Source organism: Defluviimonas sp. D31, assembly GCF_033436765.1.
Lineage (GTDB): Bacteria > Pseudomonadota > Alphaproteobacteria > Rhodobacterales > Rhodobacteraceae > Albidovulum.
Map to the genome: position 1 here is coordinate 118,911 of NZ_JAWQFN010000009.1, position 16,566 is coordinate 135,476.

The following is a 16,566-nucleotide window of genomic DNA, read 5'->3' on the forward strand; positions in this document are numbered from 1 at the left end:
GCAGTCGCACTGACACTCAGCGCCGCCATGAGCCACGCCGAGGGCGCGATGGAACAGGGTCTCGTCGATGACGATGACGCCATCCTCGAGGCGGACGATTCCAGCCCGGACGGCAGCGGCGCCGCAAAGACGGGCGAGGACGAATCGAGCGGCTTTGTCCTGGCGCAGTCCGACCGCCACAAGGGCGGCGTCGAGAGTGGCTCGGACGAGTCCGACGACAGCGATGACGGCGAGGACGACGACTCCGACGACGGGGACGATTCCGACGATGACGGCGACGATTCGGACGACGGGGACGATTCCGACGGCGGCGACGATTCCGACGATTGAACAAGCGACGGCGGCGCGGATCTGATCGGTCCGCGCCCGCCTGCCGCCGTCTCGCCCCCTCCTAGGCCAGCGCGTAGGAGCTGAGCACCGAAAGCGGCACGACCTCCAGCGCGCGTGCATGGGTGGCGGCAAGCCGCACCCTCGGCGCGCAGCCCTCATCATGCGCCTGGGCGAAGCGCGCCGCGCAAAGGCACCAGGAATCGCCCGGCTTCAGCCCCGCGAAGCGCAGTTCCGGGCGCGGTGTCGTGAGGTCATTGCCGACGTACTTCGAGAACGCGAGGAACTCCGCGGTCATCACCACGCAGACCGTGTGGCTGCCGCGATCCTCAATACACGTATTGCAGCGCCCGTCACGGAAGAACCCGGTCAGGGGCGCGGTCGAGCAGGGCTCCAGCGGCCCGCCAAGGACGTTCAGGGAGGGCATCGGCTCTACCATGGCAGGCTCTCCGGTTCGGGTGGCCGCCAGTCGATCCAGCGGCCGTGAAAGTCGGCGCGGCCGACATCGTGGCGCATACCGCCGGGCCACAGGGTTATCGTCAGTCCGGCGCCGGGGCCGCCGCCATCCGCCTCCATCGCGACAAGCGCGATCGGCGCGGCGGCGCTGCTTCTGCGGCCGGCCGCCGCCAGAAGCACGGTGCCGCGGGCGCGGGCGGTCTCGGGGAAATACTGCCATGCCACGGTATGGAACACCATATGCAGCCGTCCCTCGACCGTCGCAGCAAGCCGTCTCTCGAGGAAGTCGATCGCGTCCGACCGCTCGACCCGCGGCCGCAGCCGCGCCGCCTCGTCGAGCGCCGCGCGCATCCGCGCAAGCCGCTCCGGCTGGTCTGGCCAGATGAACGAGAGCAGACGTGTCCGCTCCGCCACGGGGTCGGGCGGCGCGAGATCGGCGCCGGCGCGGCCGACGACATGCAGTGCCACGTCCTCCGGCGTCGAACCGCGCCAGTCCGGGCTCAGCCGCAACGGCGCGTCTTGCGGTCCGAACCACCGGTCGCCGACGCTGAGCGCGTAGCGGTCCAAAAGCAGGTTCAGCCCGGCGCTGGCACCAAGCTCGCTCAGTTCCAGCGGCAGCCCGGTCCGGGCCGCAAGCCAACGCGCCGCGGCGATGAGAAAGGCCGAGCGGCCGACCTCGTTGGTCTGCGGCGCATGGTCGAGCCGGCGGTCGATCCACGCCTCCTCGGCGATGACCGCCGAGCCGACCGCGGTCCAAAGCGCATCATCCGCCACCTGCGCGGGCGGATACAGTGCGGCAAGATCCGGCACCCGCCGCTCCAGCACCAGCCCGTGCAGTGCACCGGCGAGGCGCAGGGGCACCGACGCTCCGCGCGACGTCGGATCTCCCTGCCAATTCGCGATCCGCGCGGCGACGCGGCCCTCTGGCAGGCCACGCGCGGCGATGAGACCAAGAAGCCGGGCGGTGAACGGCGACCCGAGCGCGGCGCAATTCCGCGCCTGGTCCCGGAACGCCGCGCGCCAGCTCACCTGAACCGGTCCATGAGACGCTGGAGTGGGCTGCGGGTATCCTCTTCCGGCGCGGGCTCCGACGCCGCCTTCGCTGGCGCTTCCGGCTTCGGCACGCTGTCCGCTCCCCCCGAGGATCGTGGCGGCGCGGTCCTGAGCGACACCGCATTCATGAACCGCGTCGCGTCGCCGGCGGCGAGCGCCTGCGCCCCGTCCGAGATCCCGCGCATCAGATCGTCGAGCCAGCCCGCTTCTGCCTTGGCGAAATCCGAGAGCACATAGGGCGAGACCCGGTCCTTGTGGCCGGGATGGCCGATGCCGAGCCGCACCCGCTCATAGCCCTCGCCGATATGCTGGTGGAGCGACCGGAGCCCATTGTGCCCGGCATGGCCGCCGCCGCTCTTGACCCGGACCTTGCCGGGCGCGAGGTCGAGCTCGTCATGGAACACGGTGACGTCGGAGGGGTCGAGCTTGTAGAACCGCATCGCCTCTCCGACCGACTGGCCGGACAGGTTCATGAAGGTCTCGGGCTTCAGGAGCGCCACCCGCTCGGTCCCGAGCCGGCCCTCGCTCACCTGCCCCTGGAACTTCGACCGCCACGGGCCGAAACCGTGATCTTCGGCGATCCGGTCGACCGCCATGAAGCCGATGTTGTGGCGGTTGCCCGCATATTTCTGACCCGGATTCCCGAGCCCGACGAAGAGCCGCATGTCGCCCCCACTGATTGCGCGGCCAGCCTAGAGCCGCGCCCCGACTGGCGCAACCGCGCCACCGCGGGATGCTCGGGAGAGCACACCGGTTGCCGCTTCATCTTGCCTTAATATCCCCGCCGGAGGCAGGCCGCCAAAGGGCACGCCGCACAAGGGTACAAACGAAAACGCGGGACCCGAGGGCCCCGCGCTGACCGTATCGCGATGGGCTGAGGATTACTCCTCGTCGCCCTCTTCGACTTCCTCGCCTTCCTCGGCATCGGTCGACCGCAGGCCCGAAGGCGCCGCGATGTTGGCGATGACGAAGTTGCGCTGGATCGTCGGCTTCGCGCCCTTCGGCAGCTCGATGTCGTTGATGTGGATGACATCGCCGATATCGCGGCCCGAGAGGTCGACGGTGATGTGATCGGGGATGTCACCCGCGGTCACTTCCAGCTCGACTTCCGGACGCACCACGACCAGCGTGCCGCCCTTGCGGAAGCCAGGCGCCTTGTCCTGGTTCACGAAATCGACGTGGATGTAGAGGCTGATCCGCGAGGTGCGCTTCAGCCGCATCAGGTCGAGATGGGTCGGCAGGTCCTTCACCACGTCGCGCTGGACGTTGCGGCAGATCACGCGGACGTCGTCTTCGCCCTCGACCTTGAGGTTGAAGAGCGTCTGCAGGAACCGGCCCTGCTTCAGCTTCTTGAGAAGCATGTTGTAGTTCACGTTGATCGCGATCGGATCCTTGCCGCCGCCATAAACGATGCCGGGTACGTTGCCCTCACGACGAGCTTGACGAGCGGCCCCCTTGCCTGTCCCCGTCCGTACCTCGGCGATAAGATCGGGGATCTCACCAGCCATTGGTCTCTCCATAGGTTAAAAGGGCATCCTCCAAGGGTGCATGCCCATGAAGCGGGGCGTATAGACGGGATCGTCCGCGAAGGAAAGCGGATTCTTGTCCCCCGCCGCTCACGCGAAACCGTCGAGGAACCCCTTCGGGATCATCAGGTTGTGGCGACCGAGCCGCGTCACCGCGGTCTCGCCGCAGAGCGCCATCGAGGTGTCGAGCTCCTTGTGGATCACCTCAAGCGCCCTCGTCACCCCGGCCTCGCCCATCGCCCCGAGCCCGTAGACGTAGGCGCGCCCGATCATCACCCCCTTGGCGCCCAGCGCCACCGCCTTCAGCGCGTCCTGGCCCGAGCGGATGCCGCCATCCATCCAGATCTCGGTCTTGCCGCCGACAGCCGCGACGATCTCCGGCAGCATCCGGATCGACGACAGCGCGCCGTCGAGCTGGCGGCCCCCGTGGTTCGACACGACGATCGCGTCGGCGCCGATCGCCGCCGCTTGCTCGGCGTCCTCGGGCTCCATCACGCCCTTCAGGATCACCTTGCCGCCCCACATGTCCATGAGCTTGCGGATCTTGTCCCAGTTGAGGGCGTGGTCGAACTTCTCGGCCGTCCAGGCCGAGAGCGAGGCTGGGTCGCTCACGCCTTCGACATGGCCGACGATATTGCCGAAGAAGCGCCGCTTCGTGCCCAGCATCTCCAGCCCCCAGCCCCATTTGGTCGCAAGGTTCAGCATCGTCGGGATCGTCAGCTTCGGCGGGGCGGAAAGGCCGTTCTTCAGGTCCCTGTGGCGCTGCCCGAGGATCTGCAAATCGACGGTGATCACCAGCGCCGAACAGCCCGCCGCCTTGGCCCGGTCGATGATCCGGGCGTTGAAGTCGTCGTCGTTGAGCGTGTAGATCTGGAACCAGAACGGCTTTTCGACATGGGCGGCCACATCCTCGATCGAGCAGATCGACATGGTCGAGAGCGTGAACGGCACGCCGAACTTCTCCGCCGCCCGCGCCGCCTTGATCTCGCCATCGGCATTCTGCATCCCCGTCAGCCCGACCGGCGCCAGCGCGACCGGCATGGTCACGGGGTGTCCGGCCATCTCGGTCGCGGTCGAGCGCCCGGTCATGTCGACCGCGATCCGCTGCCGGAGCCGGATCTGGGCGAAATCCGAGGAATTCTCGCGGAAGGTCTGCTCGGTCCAGCTTCCCGATTCGGCGTAATCGTAGAACATGCGCGGCACCCGGCGCCGATAGAGACGTTTCAGATCATCGATGCAGGTGATCACGGGCATGGCGGCCTCCGGATGGATTGGTTATGTTTCTTTACCAATTTACCGATGAACTGGCAATCCGTTTCCGGCTTGCGCTTTCGCGCGGTGCCCTGTGCACTGTTTGCGGGAGGGCAGCGCATGGAGACCATACTCTGGGGCTTCTTGGCCAGCCTCGCCGCGGGGCTGATGACCGGCGTCGGCGCGGCGCCGGTGCTGGTCGGTCGCACGATCGACCGTCTCTGGACCGACCGTCTTCTGGGCTTCGCCGCGGGGGTGATGCTCGCCGCCTCGTTCTTCTCGCTCCTCATCCCCGCCATCGAGGCGGCCGAAGCCCGCCACGGCAGCGCCGCCCTCGCCGCCGCGATCGCGGCAGGCGGGGTCGTGCTTGGCGTCGCGGCCACCGCCGGGCTGAACTCGGTGCTGCCGCACGAGCATTTCATCGCCGGCCCCGAGGGCGCGGACCCCGGCGCGATGGAGCGGATCTGGCTCTTCGTGCTGGCGATCACCATCCACAACTTTCCCGAGGGCATGGCCGTAGGCATCGGCTTCGGCGGCGGCGACATCGCCAACGGCGTGCCGCTCGCGGTCGGGATCGGCCTGCAGAACGCGCCCGAAGGTCTCGCGGTGGCGGTGGCCCTCGCTGGGCTCGGCTATCGCCGGTGCACGGCCTTCCTCGTCGCCTTCGCCACCGGTCTCATCGAGCCGGTGGGCGGGCTGATCGGCGTCGCGGCGGTGACGGTGGCGACGCCGCTCCTGCCCTGGGGCCTCGCCTTCGCCGCAGGCGCGATGATCTATGTCATCAGTCACGAGATCATCCCAGAAACACACAGCCACGGCCACCATGCCTCGGCCACCGCCGGGCTGACCGTTGGCCTTGTCCTGATGATGTTCCTCGACGTCACGCTCGGCTGAAAGCCGGGCGCGGGTCAGAGCATTTGCCAGTGGCCGATCAGCGCCGCCTGCCCGTGCCGCACCCCGTCGCGGTCGACGACGTTCCACAGCACCGTCCGCGCGATCCGGAATCGCCGCCCGGTCACGGATATGCGGATCCCCTCGTAATCGTCGATCCAGCCCTTTTCGAGCGCCGCCGCGAGCAGCCGGGACCGGTCGCCCTGGATCGCCGGGTCGGCCTCGGCGGAGCGGCGCGAGGGCAGGTGCGTGAAGCTCTCCCAGTCCATCTCCCAGAGCGCGAGCGCGGCGGCATTGGCGTAGCGGAAGACCGGGTCGGCCTCTGTCCCGTGTGCGACGATGGGATCGGGCAGCCGGAAAAGCGCCTCTGACAGCGCCGGGCCGTCGAGGCCAGGCGCAATCTCGCGCCCGGTCAGGCGGTGGAAACTGTCGGCGAGAAGCGCGCTGTAGGCGGCGACCTCGGGGCGCCGGAACGGCTCCGCCGCCTCAGGCGGCATGCGCGCCCGCGGCAAGCCCTTCGACGAAGGCGAGGATCTCCGGCACCGGCTTGCCCTCGCCCACCATCTTGACGATGGCCGAACCGACGACGGCGCCGTCCGCGACCGAGGCGATCGCCTGCGCCGTCTCGGGCGAGCGGATACCGAAGCCGACGATCACCGGCAGGTCGGTCGCGGCCTTGATCCGCGCCACTTCGGGCGCGACATCGGCCGCCTCGGCCGCTGCTGCGCCGGTGATCCCGGTGATCGAGACGTAGTAAACGAATCCGGACGTGTTCTGCAGCACCTTCGGCAGCCGCCGGTCATCGGTCGTCGGCGTCGCGAGCCGGATGAAGTTCATCCCCGCCTTCTGCGCCGGGATGCAAAGTTCCTCGTCCTCCTCGGGCGGCAGGTCGACGACGATCAGACCATCGACCCCGGCCGCCTTGGCATCGACGAGGAACTTCTCCACGCCGCGCGAATAGATCGGGTTGTAGTAGCCCATCATGACGATTGGCGTCTCGTTGTCGCCCTTGCGGAACTCCGCCACCATGTCGAGCGTCTTCTGCAGCGTCTGCCCGCCCTCCAGCGCGCGCTGGCCGGCAAGCTGGATCGTCGGCCCGTCGGCCATCGGATCGGTGAAGGGCATGCCGAGCTCGATCACATCGACGCCGGCGCCGGGCAGCCCCTTCATCAGCGCGAGCGAGGTCTCGAGATCCGGATCGCCCCCCATGATATAGGCCACGAAAGCCTTCTTTCCGGAGGCTTTCAGGGCGGCGAACCTGGCGTCGATGCGTGTCATGGGCGTCCCTTTCTCGGTATCGCCCCGATGTGCAGAAACGCGCCGGGAAAATCAATGGCCAGCTTGCAGCCGGACGCGTCTCATCCGGCCGGCGGGATCGAGCTGCCCTCTTCCTGGCCTGCGGCAGGCGTCGAGTAATGGGCCTGCACCGCCTGCCATGCGCCATTCTTGCGCTCGAGCACATAGGTCACCCGCGCCGGCACCCGCATGTCCTGGCCCCCGGCCGTGATCTCGAAGGCGCCGTCGGACGAGACCCATGCGACATCGCCGGCGGCGGAGACCGCGGGATTGAAGAGCCTGATCGCAATGGCGTCAGTCTGTGCCCAGTCGCGCTTGACCTGGGCCTCGATGGCGGCGGGTCCGACCGGCCTCTCGTCCGCCCCTGTACCGAAGACCATCACGTCCGGGTCGGCCCCGAAGCAGGCCATGAGCTCCTTCAGGTTCCGCTTCTCATAGTGTTCGGAAATCGCCGCGATCACGTTCCTGATGTCGGCTTCCGTCTTCGCATCGGCTCTCATCGGTGTATCCCCCACGCTCCGGACTATCCTGCGGCCCCTCGGACCGCACGGTATCCGCGCGCTGAGTATATCCTAATGCGCCCGATTCCGTGCCGCTACTTCTCGGAAGCGACGGAGCGGGAGAAAGCCCCGCGGGCTTTGGAAATGCGTGCGCCGAGCGGCCGTAGAAAAGGCCGGCAATCGGCGCGCCTCTTGTCGCCGCGCCGGGCGGCCGGGGGTCGCTGCCGGCCGCGCTGCTTCTAGCGGCCGACGCTGCCGAAAGTCCCGCGCGGATCGGGGCCGGTGCCGAGCCAGCCGGCGGTGACAGCGGCGAGGTGCTCCCGGATGCGTGTCTTCTCATCGACGCCGTTCAGCGAGGAATTGATCAGCGCCGCGCCGACATTCGCCTCCAGGTCGGCATCGGTCGTGGCCGGTTCGGTGACCGCCGCGCCGGTGTCCGCATCCACCGCCTGGATCGTGTACCGGATGTTGTAGACCGCGGAGGGCGCCTTAACCATCGTGATCGGCGTGACGCCGTGGAACGAGTTCAGCACCACTTCGAGCTTGACCGGCCGGTCGCCACCCAGACCCTCCGCGCCCTTCGCGATACCGTCGGCGAGGATCGCCGAGACCTGTTCGCGTCGATCGCCCGGTGCGTCGCCGTGCCAGACGATATCAGCGCCCGGCGCGAGGCGGTTCTCGTCGCTGACGGTCAGTTCGTCGGGAACCAAGACATCGACACCGGTCACGCGCCAGGAGCGCGTCACGTCCGCGTCCAGCGGCGCCGCATAGTCGGTCGACCACTGCGTCGCGCAACCGGCCAGCACGAGGCAGGCAGTCAGGGGCTTCAACCAGTTCATCGGATCCTCACTCACAAGTACATCCATCGCCCGCCGGGACCGGTGCCGGCCCGAACGAGGCCACCGTGGCGCAGTTTTAGGTCGCCTTCAACGGGTCCGCCGTGTCCAGCAGCGTTTATAGTGAAATGCCGGGCAGAATGTTGACCCGGACGCCACACTATCGGGCCGGAATGCGGCGCCGGAGCGGCATTGAGCGGAGCCGCGGTTCATGCGAGGATCATCGGCGGGAGGCGCCATGCCGGTGATCCGCTTCACCGCCAATCTTGTCCGCCACCGCCCGGTGCCCGAAATCACCGCCGGCGGCACCTCGGTGCGCGAGGCTCTCGAGGAGGCCTGGGCGGGGGATCCACTCCTGCGCTACTACGTCCTCGACGAGCAGGGTCGGCTTCGCAAACATGTCAACGTCTTCGTCGACGGCGAGATGATCGCCGACCGGTTGCGGCTGTCCGACCCAGTGGTGCCGGGGGCAGAAATCTACGTTCTGCAGGCACTTTCAGGAGGGTGAGATGGACCGGCTCTGGGTGGGAACGCGCAAGGGGCTTTTCCGGTTCGTGACCGATGGCAAGGGCTGGCGCCAGGACGGATCGCCCGCCTTCCTCGCTGCGCCGGTGAGCCAGCTGCTCGAAGACAAGCGTGACGGCGCGATCTATGTCGCGCTGAACCACGGCCATTTCGGCTGCAAGCTGCATCGCTCCGACGATAGCGGCCAGAACTGGACGGAACTGCCCTGCCCCGCCTACCCCGCCTCGGACGCGCCCGACGCCCCGGCGCTCGAGATGATCTGGGCGCTTACCCCGGCAGGCGCCGACCGGCCCGGCGGACTCTGGGCCGGCACGCTGCCCGGCGGGCTCTTCCACAGCGCCGACCGCGGCGAGAGCTGGCGGCTGGTCGAAAGCCTCTGGGACGTGCCGCAGCGCGCGAAATGGTTCGGCGGCGGCTATGACCATCCCGGCATACACTCGATCCTCGTCGATCCGCGCAAAAGCGACCGGATCGTTCTTGGTGTCTCCTGCGGCGGGGTCTGGCTGAGCGAGGACGGCGGCGCGACATGGCAGCAGGGCGGCCACGGCCTGCGCGCCGATTTCCTGCCGCCCGACCAGGCCACGGACCCCACGAGCCAGGATCCCCACCTCATCGCCCATTCCGCCGCCGATCCCGACCGGATCTGGTGCCAGCACCATTGCGGCATCTTCTCTTCGAAGGATGGCGGCCGGACCTTCGCCGAGCACAGCGCCAATGCCCGTCCCTCGGCCTTCGGTTTCGCCGTCGCGGTCCACCCCGCGCGGCCTGATCACGCCTGGTTCGCGCCCGGCGTAAAGGACGAATGCCGGGTGCCGGTCGACGGCAGGCTCGTGGTGACCCGCACCACCGATGGCGGCGCCACCTTCGACGTGCTCTGGGCCGGACTGCCGCAGGAAAACGCCTATGACCTCATTTACCGTCACGCGCTCGTCGTCGACGACAGCGGCGAAAGGCTTGCCATTGGCTCCACCACCGGCAATCTCTGGACCTCGGCCGATGGCGGCGAGAGCTGGTCACTCGTCTCCGCCAACCTGCCGCCGATCGCGCAGCTCGCCTTCGCCTGACCCTTGCGGGGCTTGACCGCGACGACCCTTCCCCCGTAGATGCGCCCGACCTTAAAGGAGGGCGCGCAAATGGGCTTCAGGATGGGCATCGTCGGTCTGCCGAACGTGGGCAAGTCGACGCTTTTCAACGCGCTGACCCGCACCGCCGCGGCGCAGGCCGCCAACTTCCCCTTCTGCACGATCGAGCCCAATGTCGGCGAGGTCGCGGTGCCCGACGCGCGGCTCGACAAGCTTGCCGCCATCGCCAACTCCAAGCAGATCATCCCGACCCGGATCACCTTCGTCGACATCGCCGGCCTCGTGCGCGGCGCCTCGAAGGGGGAAGGCCTCGGCAACCAGTTCCTCGCAAACATCCGCGAGGTCGATGCCATCGCCCATGTGGTCCGCTGCTTCGAGGACGGCGACGTGACCCATGTCGAGGGCCGGATCGACCCGATCGCCGACGCCGAGACGATCGAGACCGAGCTGATGATCGCCGACATGGAATCGATCGAGCGCCGTCTCGCCAACATCGCCCGCAAGATCAAGGGCGGCGACAAGGAGGCGGTGGCACAGGAAAAGCTGATGAAACAGGCGCTGGCCGCGCTCGAGGCCGGCAAACCCGCCCGCACCATCACGGTCGCCGATGACGACCGCAAGGCCTGGGACATGCTCCAGCTCCTGACCTCGAAGCCCGTGCTCTTCGTCTGCAACGTCGAGGAAGCCTCGGCCGCCACCGGCAACAGCCAGTCCGCCCGCGTAGCCGAGATGGCCGAAAAGCAGGGTGCGGGCCATGTGGTGATCTCGGCCAAGATCGAGGAGGAACTGGCCCAGATGGCCCAGGAGGACGCCTCGATGTTCCTCGACGAGATGGGGCTGGAAGAAGCCGGGCTCGACCGGCTGATCCGTGCGGCCTATGACCTCCTAGGCCTTCAGACCTATTTCACCGTGGGTCCCAAGGAGGCCCGCGCCTGGACGATCGAGAAGGGGACGCTCGCGCCGCAGGCGGCTGGCGTCATCCACGGTGATTTCGAACGCGGCTTCATCCGCGCCGAGACCATCGCCTATGCCGACTACATCGCCGGCAACGGCGAGGCCGGCGCCCGCGAGGCCGGCAAGTTCCGCGTCGAGGGCAAGACCTACGAGGTCAAGGACGGCGACGTCCTGCACTTCCTCTTCAACGCCTGAGCGTCGATCGCACGGCCCCGCGCTTACTGCCTGGACTTGGCGACCGCCTCCTCGAGGATCTCGTTGCCCATCTGCACCAGCTTGCCGCCCTCGGCGACATACTGGTCGAGCGCCCGCTGCAGGAACTCGCGCTGGATCTGCATCAACTCGGCCGGGTTGCGGCAATGCAGGATCGCGTGCTGGGTCTTCACGTCCTCGGCGATGCGTTCGGCGGCGAACTGCGCGGCCTCGCGGCCGATCTCGCCCATTCCCTCGAACCACGCCATGTACATCCGTGCCGCCGAACCGGGGTCGGCGGCCTGCATCCGTGCCATCGCCTTGAGCGCGGCGTCACCGGGATCCTCCAACGTCTGAGGAGCGGTCTTTTTCTCGGCCATCCTGGGTCCTTTCCTGCCGTCGTGAAAGTGACCCTATCCCCTTGTTCATGGCCCGCCCTCACGGACCGCACTCGCCTCGCCCGGCGGGGCGAGGCGCCACCCGTCGGCGCCCGCTCTTCTGGCGATCCGCGACGAGTGACGGCGCATTCGCATGAATGCCCGAGATGCGCTGCCTCGGGCACACTGTTCAGCTCCGGTATCCGAACTCCGCGCGCCGGGCATCCTTCATGAGCGCGTCGAAATCCGCGCCTCTCACCGCGATCAGGGTGCGATGATCGCCGCCCTCGAACCAAACCCTGTCGAGGCCGGCGAGGCTCTCGTCGATCACGACCGGCACGCCATAAGCCGCCCCGACCGGAGGCGCCGCCCCCACATCGCAATCGTCGAAGATCTCCTTCACCTCTGTTTCGCTCGCAAGCCCAAGCCGGCGGTCAAGGATTCCCTGGAGCGTGCTGAGATCGACCCGATGGCTTGACGGAACGACGGCGAGCACGTGGCCATCCTCGAGGTGGATGGCCACCGATTTCGCCAGCTTGTCACCGGGAATATGCGCGGCCTCGGCCGACTCGCTCGCGGTTGCCGTGCGGGGATGGGTGACGGTCTCGTAGGGGATGCCCTTGCCGTCGAGATGCGCCTTGAGGCGCTTCGCAATCGTCATGGTGACCTCCGTGCCAGATGGCGCGCGGGCCGCGGAACGCGAGCACCTCGCGCCGGCTTCCTGAACACCCATTCTGCGCCTCATCTCGCGACGCGGCAAGTCTCGGGGCCACATGACCATCCTTTCCCCCTTGCCCCGGGTCGTCCCTGCGATTAAACGGGACGGCGGAGACGTGGCCGAGTGGTCGAAGGCACACCCCTGCTAAGGGCCGCGCGCCTCCGGAAATCCCCTTGAAGATCAACACCTTGCACCGCGCCGCCCGGCGCGCTGCACGGCTTTTGCACGGCCCGCCCCGTTGCGCGCCGCGCGGGGCGCGCAGCGGATGCGCAGCGCCCCCGGCCTATCCCTTCTCGGCATCACGCCAGAGGAGAAATTGCCGATGTTCCTGTTCCAATCCTTCGCCGAGGCGGCGGCGCTCGACCGCGCCTTCGCCACGCTGCCGCGCCGCGCCGCGACCCGCAACCCGACGCAAGCCGAGATCGCGGCCGCCGAGCGCCGCGCCGCCGCGCTCCCGAACAAATCCCGCCAGGTCCGCCGCCAGATGGCGCGGCTCTATGCCAAGGGCCGCGGCCTCTCCGGGCTTTCGGGCCTCGGCGCCGCGCCGAAAGGCGGCCGCAAGTGAGCGCCGCCCTCCGCCCCGCCGCCCTCGCGCCCCGGCTCTTCGCCCGGCTCGAGGCCATGCTCGCCCGGCCCGCCGGCCCCGAGCGCGCGGTCCGCGCGCTCCTCGCCGCCGAGCACCGCGCCCGCGCCGCGGCGCCGGCCGCCGCCGCCCCGATGGTCGTCCCGCTCGAGGCATCGCCGGCGTTCCGCCGCGGATGGGAGGCCGGCCATGCGATCGGCCTCGAGGCCGGCCGCCGCGCCGCCGCGGCCGAGGCCGCCACCACCGCCCCGGCCGCCGCGCCCGACCCCGCCGACCCGGCCGCGCTCGAGCGCCTCGCCGGCGATCTCGAGGCCACCGCGCGCGACGCCGCCGAGGCCGCGGGCCGGATCCGCGCCGGGGTCGCGGCGGCCCGCGCCGCGGGCCAGAACGACCGGCTCGCCGCCGCCGCCCGGGCCTTCCTCGACCAGGCGCTCGAGATCACCGGCGACCGCCGCGATTTCGTGGCGATGGCCGATCTCGTCGACCTCTTCCGCGACGCGGCCCCCGGGACGCCGGGCCGGGTCACGCGCGCCGCCGCCTTGCGGGTCGCGCTCGAGCGGCGCCGGCTCGAGGACGGGGCGCGGATCCGCGCCGAGGACCGGGTCGCGGAGGGCTTTTCCGGGATCCGCCTCACCGACCACGCCCGCGCCCTCCGCGCCGCCGCACGGATCGGGGGCCGGTCGTGAGCGGCCCCGGTCCCGACCCGCTCGCCGCCCGCGCCGCGGCGGCCGCGCCGATCCTCCTCGGCCGGATCCTGCGCCGCCGGCGCTGGCTCGCGTCGCTCGAGGCGACGCTCGGCCACAGGATCGCCGAGTTTCTCCGCACCGCCCGGCTCCGCGGCCTCGGGCCGCTCGCCGGCGACGGATCGGATCCGCTCGTCGAGGCGGCCGAGACCGCGGCGGCGGAGATCCTCGAGCGGCACCTCGACCGCCGCCGCTGGCTCGCCGCCGACCGCGACCGGATCGCGGGCTTTCTCGCCGCCGAGCACCGCGCCGAGCTCGCCCGCCTCGCCGCCCTCGCCGCCGCAAGGAGGGCCAGGTCATGAGCGCCGCATGGGATGCCCGCTTTCTCGGGCTCGCCGATCATGTCGCTTCATGGTCGAAAGACCCCTCGACCCAGGTCGGCTGCGTTCTCGTCGACGCCCGGCGCCGGGTGATCGGCACCGGCTACAACGGATTTCCGCGCGGCGTCGCCGACGCGCCCGACCGGCTCGCGACCCGCGCCGTGAAATACCTGATGATCCAGCACGCCGAGGCCAACGCGGTGTTGCAGTCGGTCGCCGACCCCTCGGGCGCGACGGCCTATGTCACGCACCACCCCTGCGCCGGCTGCGCCGGGATCCTGATCCAGGCCGGGCTCGCCCGGATCGTCACGCGCGCGCCCGATCCCGGGCTCGCTTCGCGCTTCGCGGACAGCTTCGCCGCCGCCCGCCTGATGCTCGCCGAGGCCGGGATCGGCCTCGATCTCCTCGCCCCTCACCCGGAGACCGCCCCATGAGCGCGCTCGCCCTGCCCGGGATCGGGCTCCTTCTCGCCGCCGGCTTCGCCGTTCTCCTCGGGCTCGACGCCCGGCCCCGCGATCCCGGCGCCGCCGCCCGCGGCTTCGGTGCCGCGCTGGCGCTCCTCGCCGGCGCGGCGCTCCTCCTCGCCGCCGCGCGGGGGATCTGACACCGCGCCGGAACACCTCGCGCGCTCCGGCTGACCGCCTGGGCGCTCCCCTCCCAACTGTTTCAGGAGCTCGGCCCATGAACATCGACCACAAGCGCGGCGATACGCTCGCGCTCGACCTTGCCCGGGTCGACGCGGCGGGCGCGCCGATCGACCTCACCGGCGCCACGATCGCGGCCCGGGTCGCCTTCTCGGACTTCGCGGCGGATCTCGACGTCACCGTCACCAATGCCGCCGCCGGCGAATACACGCTCACCGCCACCGCCGCGCAGACCGCGCTTTGGCCCGTCGCCCGGCTCCGGGCGGACGTGAAATACAGCGCGGCGGGGCTCGTGCGGCGCTCGATCACCTTCGCGATCACGGTCGTCGAGGAGGTGACCCCGTGAGCCGCGCGCTCGCCGATCACGGCCCGCGCGGCCGGATCGCGCTCGCCGATCCGGCCGCGCGCCTCCGCGCCGCGCTCGCCGATCACGCCCCCGCGGGCCGGCGCGCGCTCGCCGATCCGGCCGCGCCCTCCCGCGCCGCGCTCGCCGACCGGGCGCGCGGCCTCGTCACGCTCGGCGCCGGATCCGACCGGACCCGCGTCGCGGTCGCGCCGTGGCCGGCGCCGGGCGCCTTCTCGGCCGCCTTCGGCGCCGATTTCGACCGCATGGGATAGGAGTGAGACATGCCCGCGACGACCCGCGATGACTTCCTGAGCGCCGCCGCCGCCGCGCTCGCCGACAACACCACCGGCGCGATCACCGCCGCGATCTTGCGCGCGGTGCTCGGCGATCTCGCCGCCTCCGCCGCCTTCCCCGAGGATCTCGCCGGCGGGATCGCCGCGCTCGGCGCGGCGCAGAGCTTCACCGCGGGCCAGGCGGTGACCCCGGTCGGTCTGGATTTTGGCGCCTATGTCTGGACCGATTGCGCCGCCGGGAACCTCTTCACCCTCACGCTGATCGGCTCCGGCGCGGTGCTCTACAACCCCGAGAACCTCGTCGCCGGCGGAACCTATGTCTGGCGGATCGCCCAGGACGCCACCGGCGGCCGCCTGCTCTCCTTCGGGAGCGTGTTCAAATTCCCCGGCGGCGCCGCCCCGGCCCTCTCCGCCGCGCCGAATGCCGTCGATCTCCTGACCGCCGTCTCCTTCGACGGCGCGACCCTCCTCGCCACGCTCACGAAGGATTACAAGTGATGCGCCGCTTCTCGCACCCTTCCGGGCTCGACCTCGGCCCGCGCGACGCCTTCCGGCTCTGGTCCGAGGCCGCCCGCGACGTGATCTCTTATCCGCCGGGCTGGCTCGAGCGGGCCGGCGCGGCCGAGATCGCGGCGCTCGGCTTCACCGCCTACGAGGACACGCCGCCGCCGCTGGCGCCGGTCGATCCCCTGACGCTCCCGCTCACCCGCCGGCAATTGCGGCTCGGGCTCTTGAACCTCGGCGCGACCTGGGAGGCGGTCCGGGCCTTCGCCGCCGCGCTGCCGGATCCGGTCGCCGCCGAGGCCGCGCTGATCGCGATCGAGGACGGCGAGGAATACAACCGCCGCCACGAGCTCTTTACCTCCATTCCCGCCGCCTTCGGCCTCACGCCCGAGGCGATCGACGCGGAATGGGCGCGCGCGGTGCATTACTGATGTTCGGTCAACACGGGCTCTTGCTCCGAGCCGGGAGCGGCGCGCTCTATCCCGATCACCTCGCGGCCTATGATATCGGCGCGGCGGGGGGCTACAGCGGCTTTGCCAAGGCGGCGGCGCTCACCAACCTCGGCACCGGCGGGGCGGCCTACAATGCCGCCGCCGCCTCGCTGCCGCATGAATGGCCGGTGATCGCCGGGCGGATCGTGGGTGATGGCAGTCTCAACGGCTACAGCGCCGACGCGCTGGTGCCGATCCTGCAAGGCGGCCACGAGGCCACCCTGCGGCTCGCGCTCGGCGCATGGACCGGCAACCCCACGGTTTACACCGCCTACCCGGCCGCGGGCTCGGGGTTCATGAACCTCCTCGTCCTGACCAACGGGCGGCTGCGGCTGCGCTATCGGAACACCCTGAACCAGGACATTTTCTCGGGACATGATTTCGGGATCACCGGGATCGGCGGCCCGGGCTTCGTGATCGGCACCGAATACGAGATCCGCTATACGCTCACGCCGACGCTCTTCAATGTCTGGGTCGACGGGGTCCAGGTGATCGCCGACCGCGCGATCGACCTCGCGCTCCTCGACACGGTCTTTACCGTGGCGACGATCGGCTCCGCCCGGACCGGGACCGGGGGCTATTCGTCGCGCTTCAACGGCGCGCTCCGCAATCTGGCGTTCCGGCCGCTCTGATCCGCCGGCCCCGCAACAGAAACCCC

The 16,566-nt window shown here is 70.0% G+C and carries 26 protein-coding genes; 15 read left to right on the plus strand and 11 right to left on the minus strand.

Features of this window, described 5'->3' with window-relative positions:
- Positions 1 to 27 precede the first annotated feature (27 nt).
- Entirely contained in the window at positions 28 to 330 is a 303-nt protein-coding gene (locus R5H32_RS15860) for a hypothetical protein (protein WP_318339665.1), read from the plus strand.
- Between the two features lie 61 nt (positions 331 to 391).
- Here the strand turns inward: R5H32_RS15860 and R5H32_RS15865 are convergent, their stop codons facing one another.
- The 5 genes from R5H32_RS15865 to R5H32_RS15885 all read right to left on the minus strand — a co-directional run bounded on the left by R5H32_RS15865 (position 392) and on the right by R5H32_RS15885 (position 4,616).
- Positions 392 to 766 carry a DUF2237 domain-containing protein gene (locus R5H32_RS15865; protein ID WP_318339666.1) on the minus strand — a complete coding sequence of 125 codons (375 nt, stop codon included), beginning with the start codon at positions 764 to 766 and terminating at the stop codon, positions 392 to 394.
- Positions 760 to 1,812 (minus strand): DUF2332 domain-containing protein, encoded by a 1,053-nt coding sequence (locus R5H32_RS15870; protein WP_318339667.1) that lies wholly within the window; start codon positions 1,810 to 1,812, stop codon positions 760 to 762. Before R5H32_RS15870 ends, R5H32_RS15865 begins: the two co-directional genes overlap by 7 nt.
- The gene (gene pth, locus R5H32_RS15875; RefSeq protein ID WP_318339668.1) at positions 1,809 to 2,501 is read right to left on the minus strand and encodes an aminoacyl-tRNA hydrolase; all 693 of its coding nucleotides are present in this window, start codon (positions 2,499 to 2,501) and stop codon (positions 1,809 to 1,811) included. The genes R5H32_RS15870 and pth overlap by 4 nt, the downstream gene beginning before the upstream one ends.
- A 216-nt stretch (positions 2,502 to 2,717) precedes the next feature.
- A complete protein-coding gene (locus tag R5H32_RS15880; RefSeq protein WP_318339669.1) occupies positions 2,718 to 3,344 on the minus strand; it encodes a 50S ribosomal protein L25/general stress protein Ctc in 627 nt (208 codons plus the stop codon).
- Positions 3,345 to 3,452: 108 nt separating this feature from the next.
- Positions 3,453 to 4,616 carry an alpha-hydroxy acid oxidase gene (locus R5H32_RS15885; RefSeq protein WP_318339670.1) on the minus strand — a complete coding sequence of 388 codons (1,164 nt, stop codon included), beginning with the start codon at positions 4,614 to 4,616 and terminating at the stop codon, positions 3,453 to 3,455.
- Positions 4,617 to 4,733: 117 nt separating this feature from the next.
- Here R5H32_RS15885 and R5H32_RS15890 point away from each other — a divergent pair, with 117 nt between their 5' ends.
- A complete protein-coding gene (locus tag R5H32_RS15890; RefSeq protein WP_318339671.1) occupies positions 4,734 to 5,507 on the plus strand; it encodes a ZIP family metal transporter in 774 nt (257 codons plus the stop codon).
- Between the two features lie 14 nt (positions 5,508 to 5,521).
- Here the strand turns inward: R5H32_RS15890 and R5H32_RS15895 are convergent, their stop codons facing one another.
- The 4 genes from R5H32_RS15895 to R5H32_RS15910 all read right to left on the minus strand — a co-directional run bounded on the left by R5H32_RS15895 (position 5,522) and on the right by R5H32_RS15910 (position 8,139).
- The gene (locus tag R5H32_RS15895) at positions 5,522 to 6,001 is read right to left on the minus strand and encodes an MEKHLA domain-containing protein (RefSeq protein WP_318339672.1); all 480 of its coding nucleotides are present in this window, start codon (positions 5,999 to 6,001) and stop codon (positions 5,522 to 5,524) included.
- Complete coding sequence (trpA, locus tag R5H32_RS15900; protein WP_318339673.1) at positions 5,991 to 6,782, minus strand: tryptophan synthase subunit alpha; 792 nt, start codon at positions 6,780 to 6,782, stop codon at positions 5,991 to 5,993. Before trpA ends, R5H32_RS15895 begins: the two co-directional genes overlap by 11 nt.
- Before the next feature lie 80 nt (positions 6,783 to 6,862).
- The gene (locus R5H32_RS15905; protein ID WP_318339674.1) at positions 6,863 to 7,300 is read right to left on the minus strand and encodes a nuclear transport factor 2 family protein; all 438 of its coding nucleotides are present in this window, start codon (positions 7,298 to 7,300) and stop codon (positions 6,863 to 6,865) included.
- Between the two features lie 239 nt (positions 7,301 to 7,539).
- Positions 7,540 to 8,139: a DUF6778 family protein gene (locus R5H32_RS15910; protein WP_318339675.1), complete on the minus strand. Its 600-nt coding sequence runs from the start codon at positions 8,137 to 8,139 to the stop codon at positions 7,540 to 7,542.
- A gap of 235 nt (positions 8,140 to 8,374) precedes the next feature.
- Here R5H32_RS15910 and R5H32_RS15915 point away from each other — a divergent pair, with 235 nt between their 5' ends.
- The 3 genes from R5H32_RS15915 to ychF all read left to right on the plus strand — a co-directional run bounded on the left by R5H32_RS15915 (position 8,375) and on the right by ychF (position 10,892).
- The gene (locus R5H32_RS15915; protein ID WP_318339676.1) at positions 8,375 to 8,644 is read left to right on the plus strand and encodes a MoaD/ThiS family protein; all 270 of its coding nucleotides are present in this window, start codon (positions 8,375 to 8,377) and stop codon (positions 8,642 to 8,644) included.
- A 1-nt stretch (position 8,645) separates the two neighbouring features.
- Positions 8,646 to 9,725, plus strand: coding sequence for a hypothetical protein (locus tag R5H32_RS15920; RefSeq protein WP_318339677.1), 1,080 nt, complete (start codon positions 8,646 to 8,648; stop codon positions 9,723 to 9,725).
- Between the two features lie 69 nt (positions 9,726 to 9,794).
- Complete coding sequence (gene ychF / locus R5H32_RS15925) at positions 9,795 to 10,892, plus strand: redox-regulated ATPase YchF (protein WP_318339678.1); 1,098 nt, start codon at positions 9,795 to 9,797, stop codon at positions 10,890 to 10,892.
- 23 nt (positions 10,893 to 10,915) lie between these two features.
- Here ychF and R5H32_RS15930 read toward each other — a convergent pair whose 3' ends face one another.
- The gene (locus R5H32_RS15930) at positions 10,916 to 11,269 is read right to left on the minus strand and encodes a phasin family protein (protein ID WP_318339679.1); all 354 of its coding nucleotides are present in this window, start codon (positions 11,267 to 11,269) and stop codon (positions 10,916 to 10,918) included.
- Between the two features lie 187 nt (positions 11,270 to 11,456).
- Positions 11,457 to 11,927, minus strand: a complete 471-nt coding sequence (locus R5H32_RS15935; RefSeq protein WP_318339680.1) for a YbaK/EbsC family protein — start codon at positions 11,925 to 11,927, stop codon at positions 11,457 to 11,459.
- 322 nt (positions 11,928 to 12,249) lie between these two features.
- Between R5H32_RS15935 and R5H32_RS15940 the strand changes: the two genes are divergently transcribed.
- The 10 genes from R5H32_RS15940 to R5H32_RS15985 all read left to right on the plus strand — a co-directional run bounded on the left by R5H32_RS15940 (position 12,250) and on the right by R5H32_RS15985 (position 16,540).
- Complete coding sequence (locus R5H32_RS15940; protein ID WP_318339681.1) at positions 12,250 to 12,549, plus strand: hypothetical protein; 300 nt, start codon at positions 12,250 to 12,252, stop codon at positions 12,547 to 12,549.
- On the plus strand, positions 12,546 to 13,253 hold the full coding sequence (locus R5H32_RS15945; protein ID WP_318339682.1) for a hypothetical protein: 708 nt from the start codon (positions 12,546 to 12,548) through the stop codon (positions 13,251 to 13,253). The genes R5H32_RS15940 and R5H32_RS15945 overlap by 4 nt, the downstream gene beginning before the upstream one ends.
- Positions 13,250 to 13,612, plus strand: coding sequence for a hypothetical protein (locus tag R5H32_RS15950; protein ID WP_318339683.1), 363 nt, complete (start codon positions 13,250 to 13,252; stop codon positions 13,610 to 13,612). Before R5H32_RS15945 ends, R5H32_RS15950 begins: the two co-directional genes overlap by 4 nt.
- On the plus strand, positions 13,609 to 14,064 hold the full coding sequence (locus R5H32_RS15955) for a deoxycytidylate deaminase (protein WP_318339684.1): 456 nt from the start codon (positions 13,609 to 13,611) through the stop codon (positions 14,062 to 14,064). The genes R5H32_RS15950 and R5H32_RS15955 overlap by 4 nt, the downstream gene beginning before the upstream one ends.
- Positions 14,061 to 14,234: a hypothetical protein gene (locus tag R5H32_RS15960; RefSeq protein WP_318339685.1), complete on the plus strand. Its 174-nt coding sequence runs from the start codon at positions 14,061 to 14,063 to the stop codon at positions 14,232 to 14,234. Before R5H32_RS15955 ends, R5H32_RS15960 begins: the two co-directional genes overlap by 4 nt.
- Before the next feature lie 77 nt (positions 14,235 to 14,311).
- Positions 14,312 to 14,620: a hypothetical protein gene (locus R5H32_RS15965; RefSeq protein WP_318339686.1), complete on the plus strand. Its 309-nt coding sequence runs from the start codon at positions 14,312 to 14,314 to the stop codon at positions 14,618 to 14,620.
- Entirely contained in the window at positions 14,617 to 14,892 is a 276-nt protein-coding gene (locus tag R5H32_RS15970; protein ID WP_318339687.1) for a hypothetical protein, read from the plus strand. The genes R5H32_RS15965 and R5H32_RS15970 overlap by 4 nt, the downstream gene beginning before the upstream one ends.
- 9 nt (positions 14,893 to 14,901) lie before the next feature.
- Complete coding sequence (locus R5H32_RS15975; protein ID WP_318339688.1) at positions 14,902 to 15,411, plus strand: hypothetical protein; 510 nt, start codon at positions 14,902 to 14,904, stop codon at positions 15,409 to 15,411.
- Positions 15,411 to 15,848, plus strand: coding sequence for a hypothetical protein (locus R5H32_RS15980; RefSeq protein WP_318339689.1), 438 nt, complete (start codon positions 15,411 to 15,413; stop codon positions 15,846 to 15,848). The genes R5H32_RS15975 and R5H32_RS15980 overlap by 1 nt, the downstream gene beginning before the upstream one ends.
- Positions 15,848 to 16,540, plus strand: coding sequence for a hypothetical protein (locus tag R5H32_RS15985; RefSeq protein ID WP_318339690.1), 693 nt, complete (start codon positions 15,848 to 15,850; stop codon positions 16,538 to 16,540). The genes R5H32_RS15980 and R5H32_RS15985 overlap by 1 nt, the downstream gene beginning before the upstream one ends.
- Positions 16,541 to 16,566 lie beyond the last annotated feature (26 nt).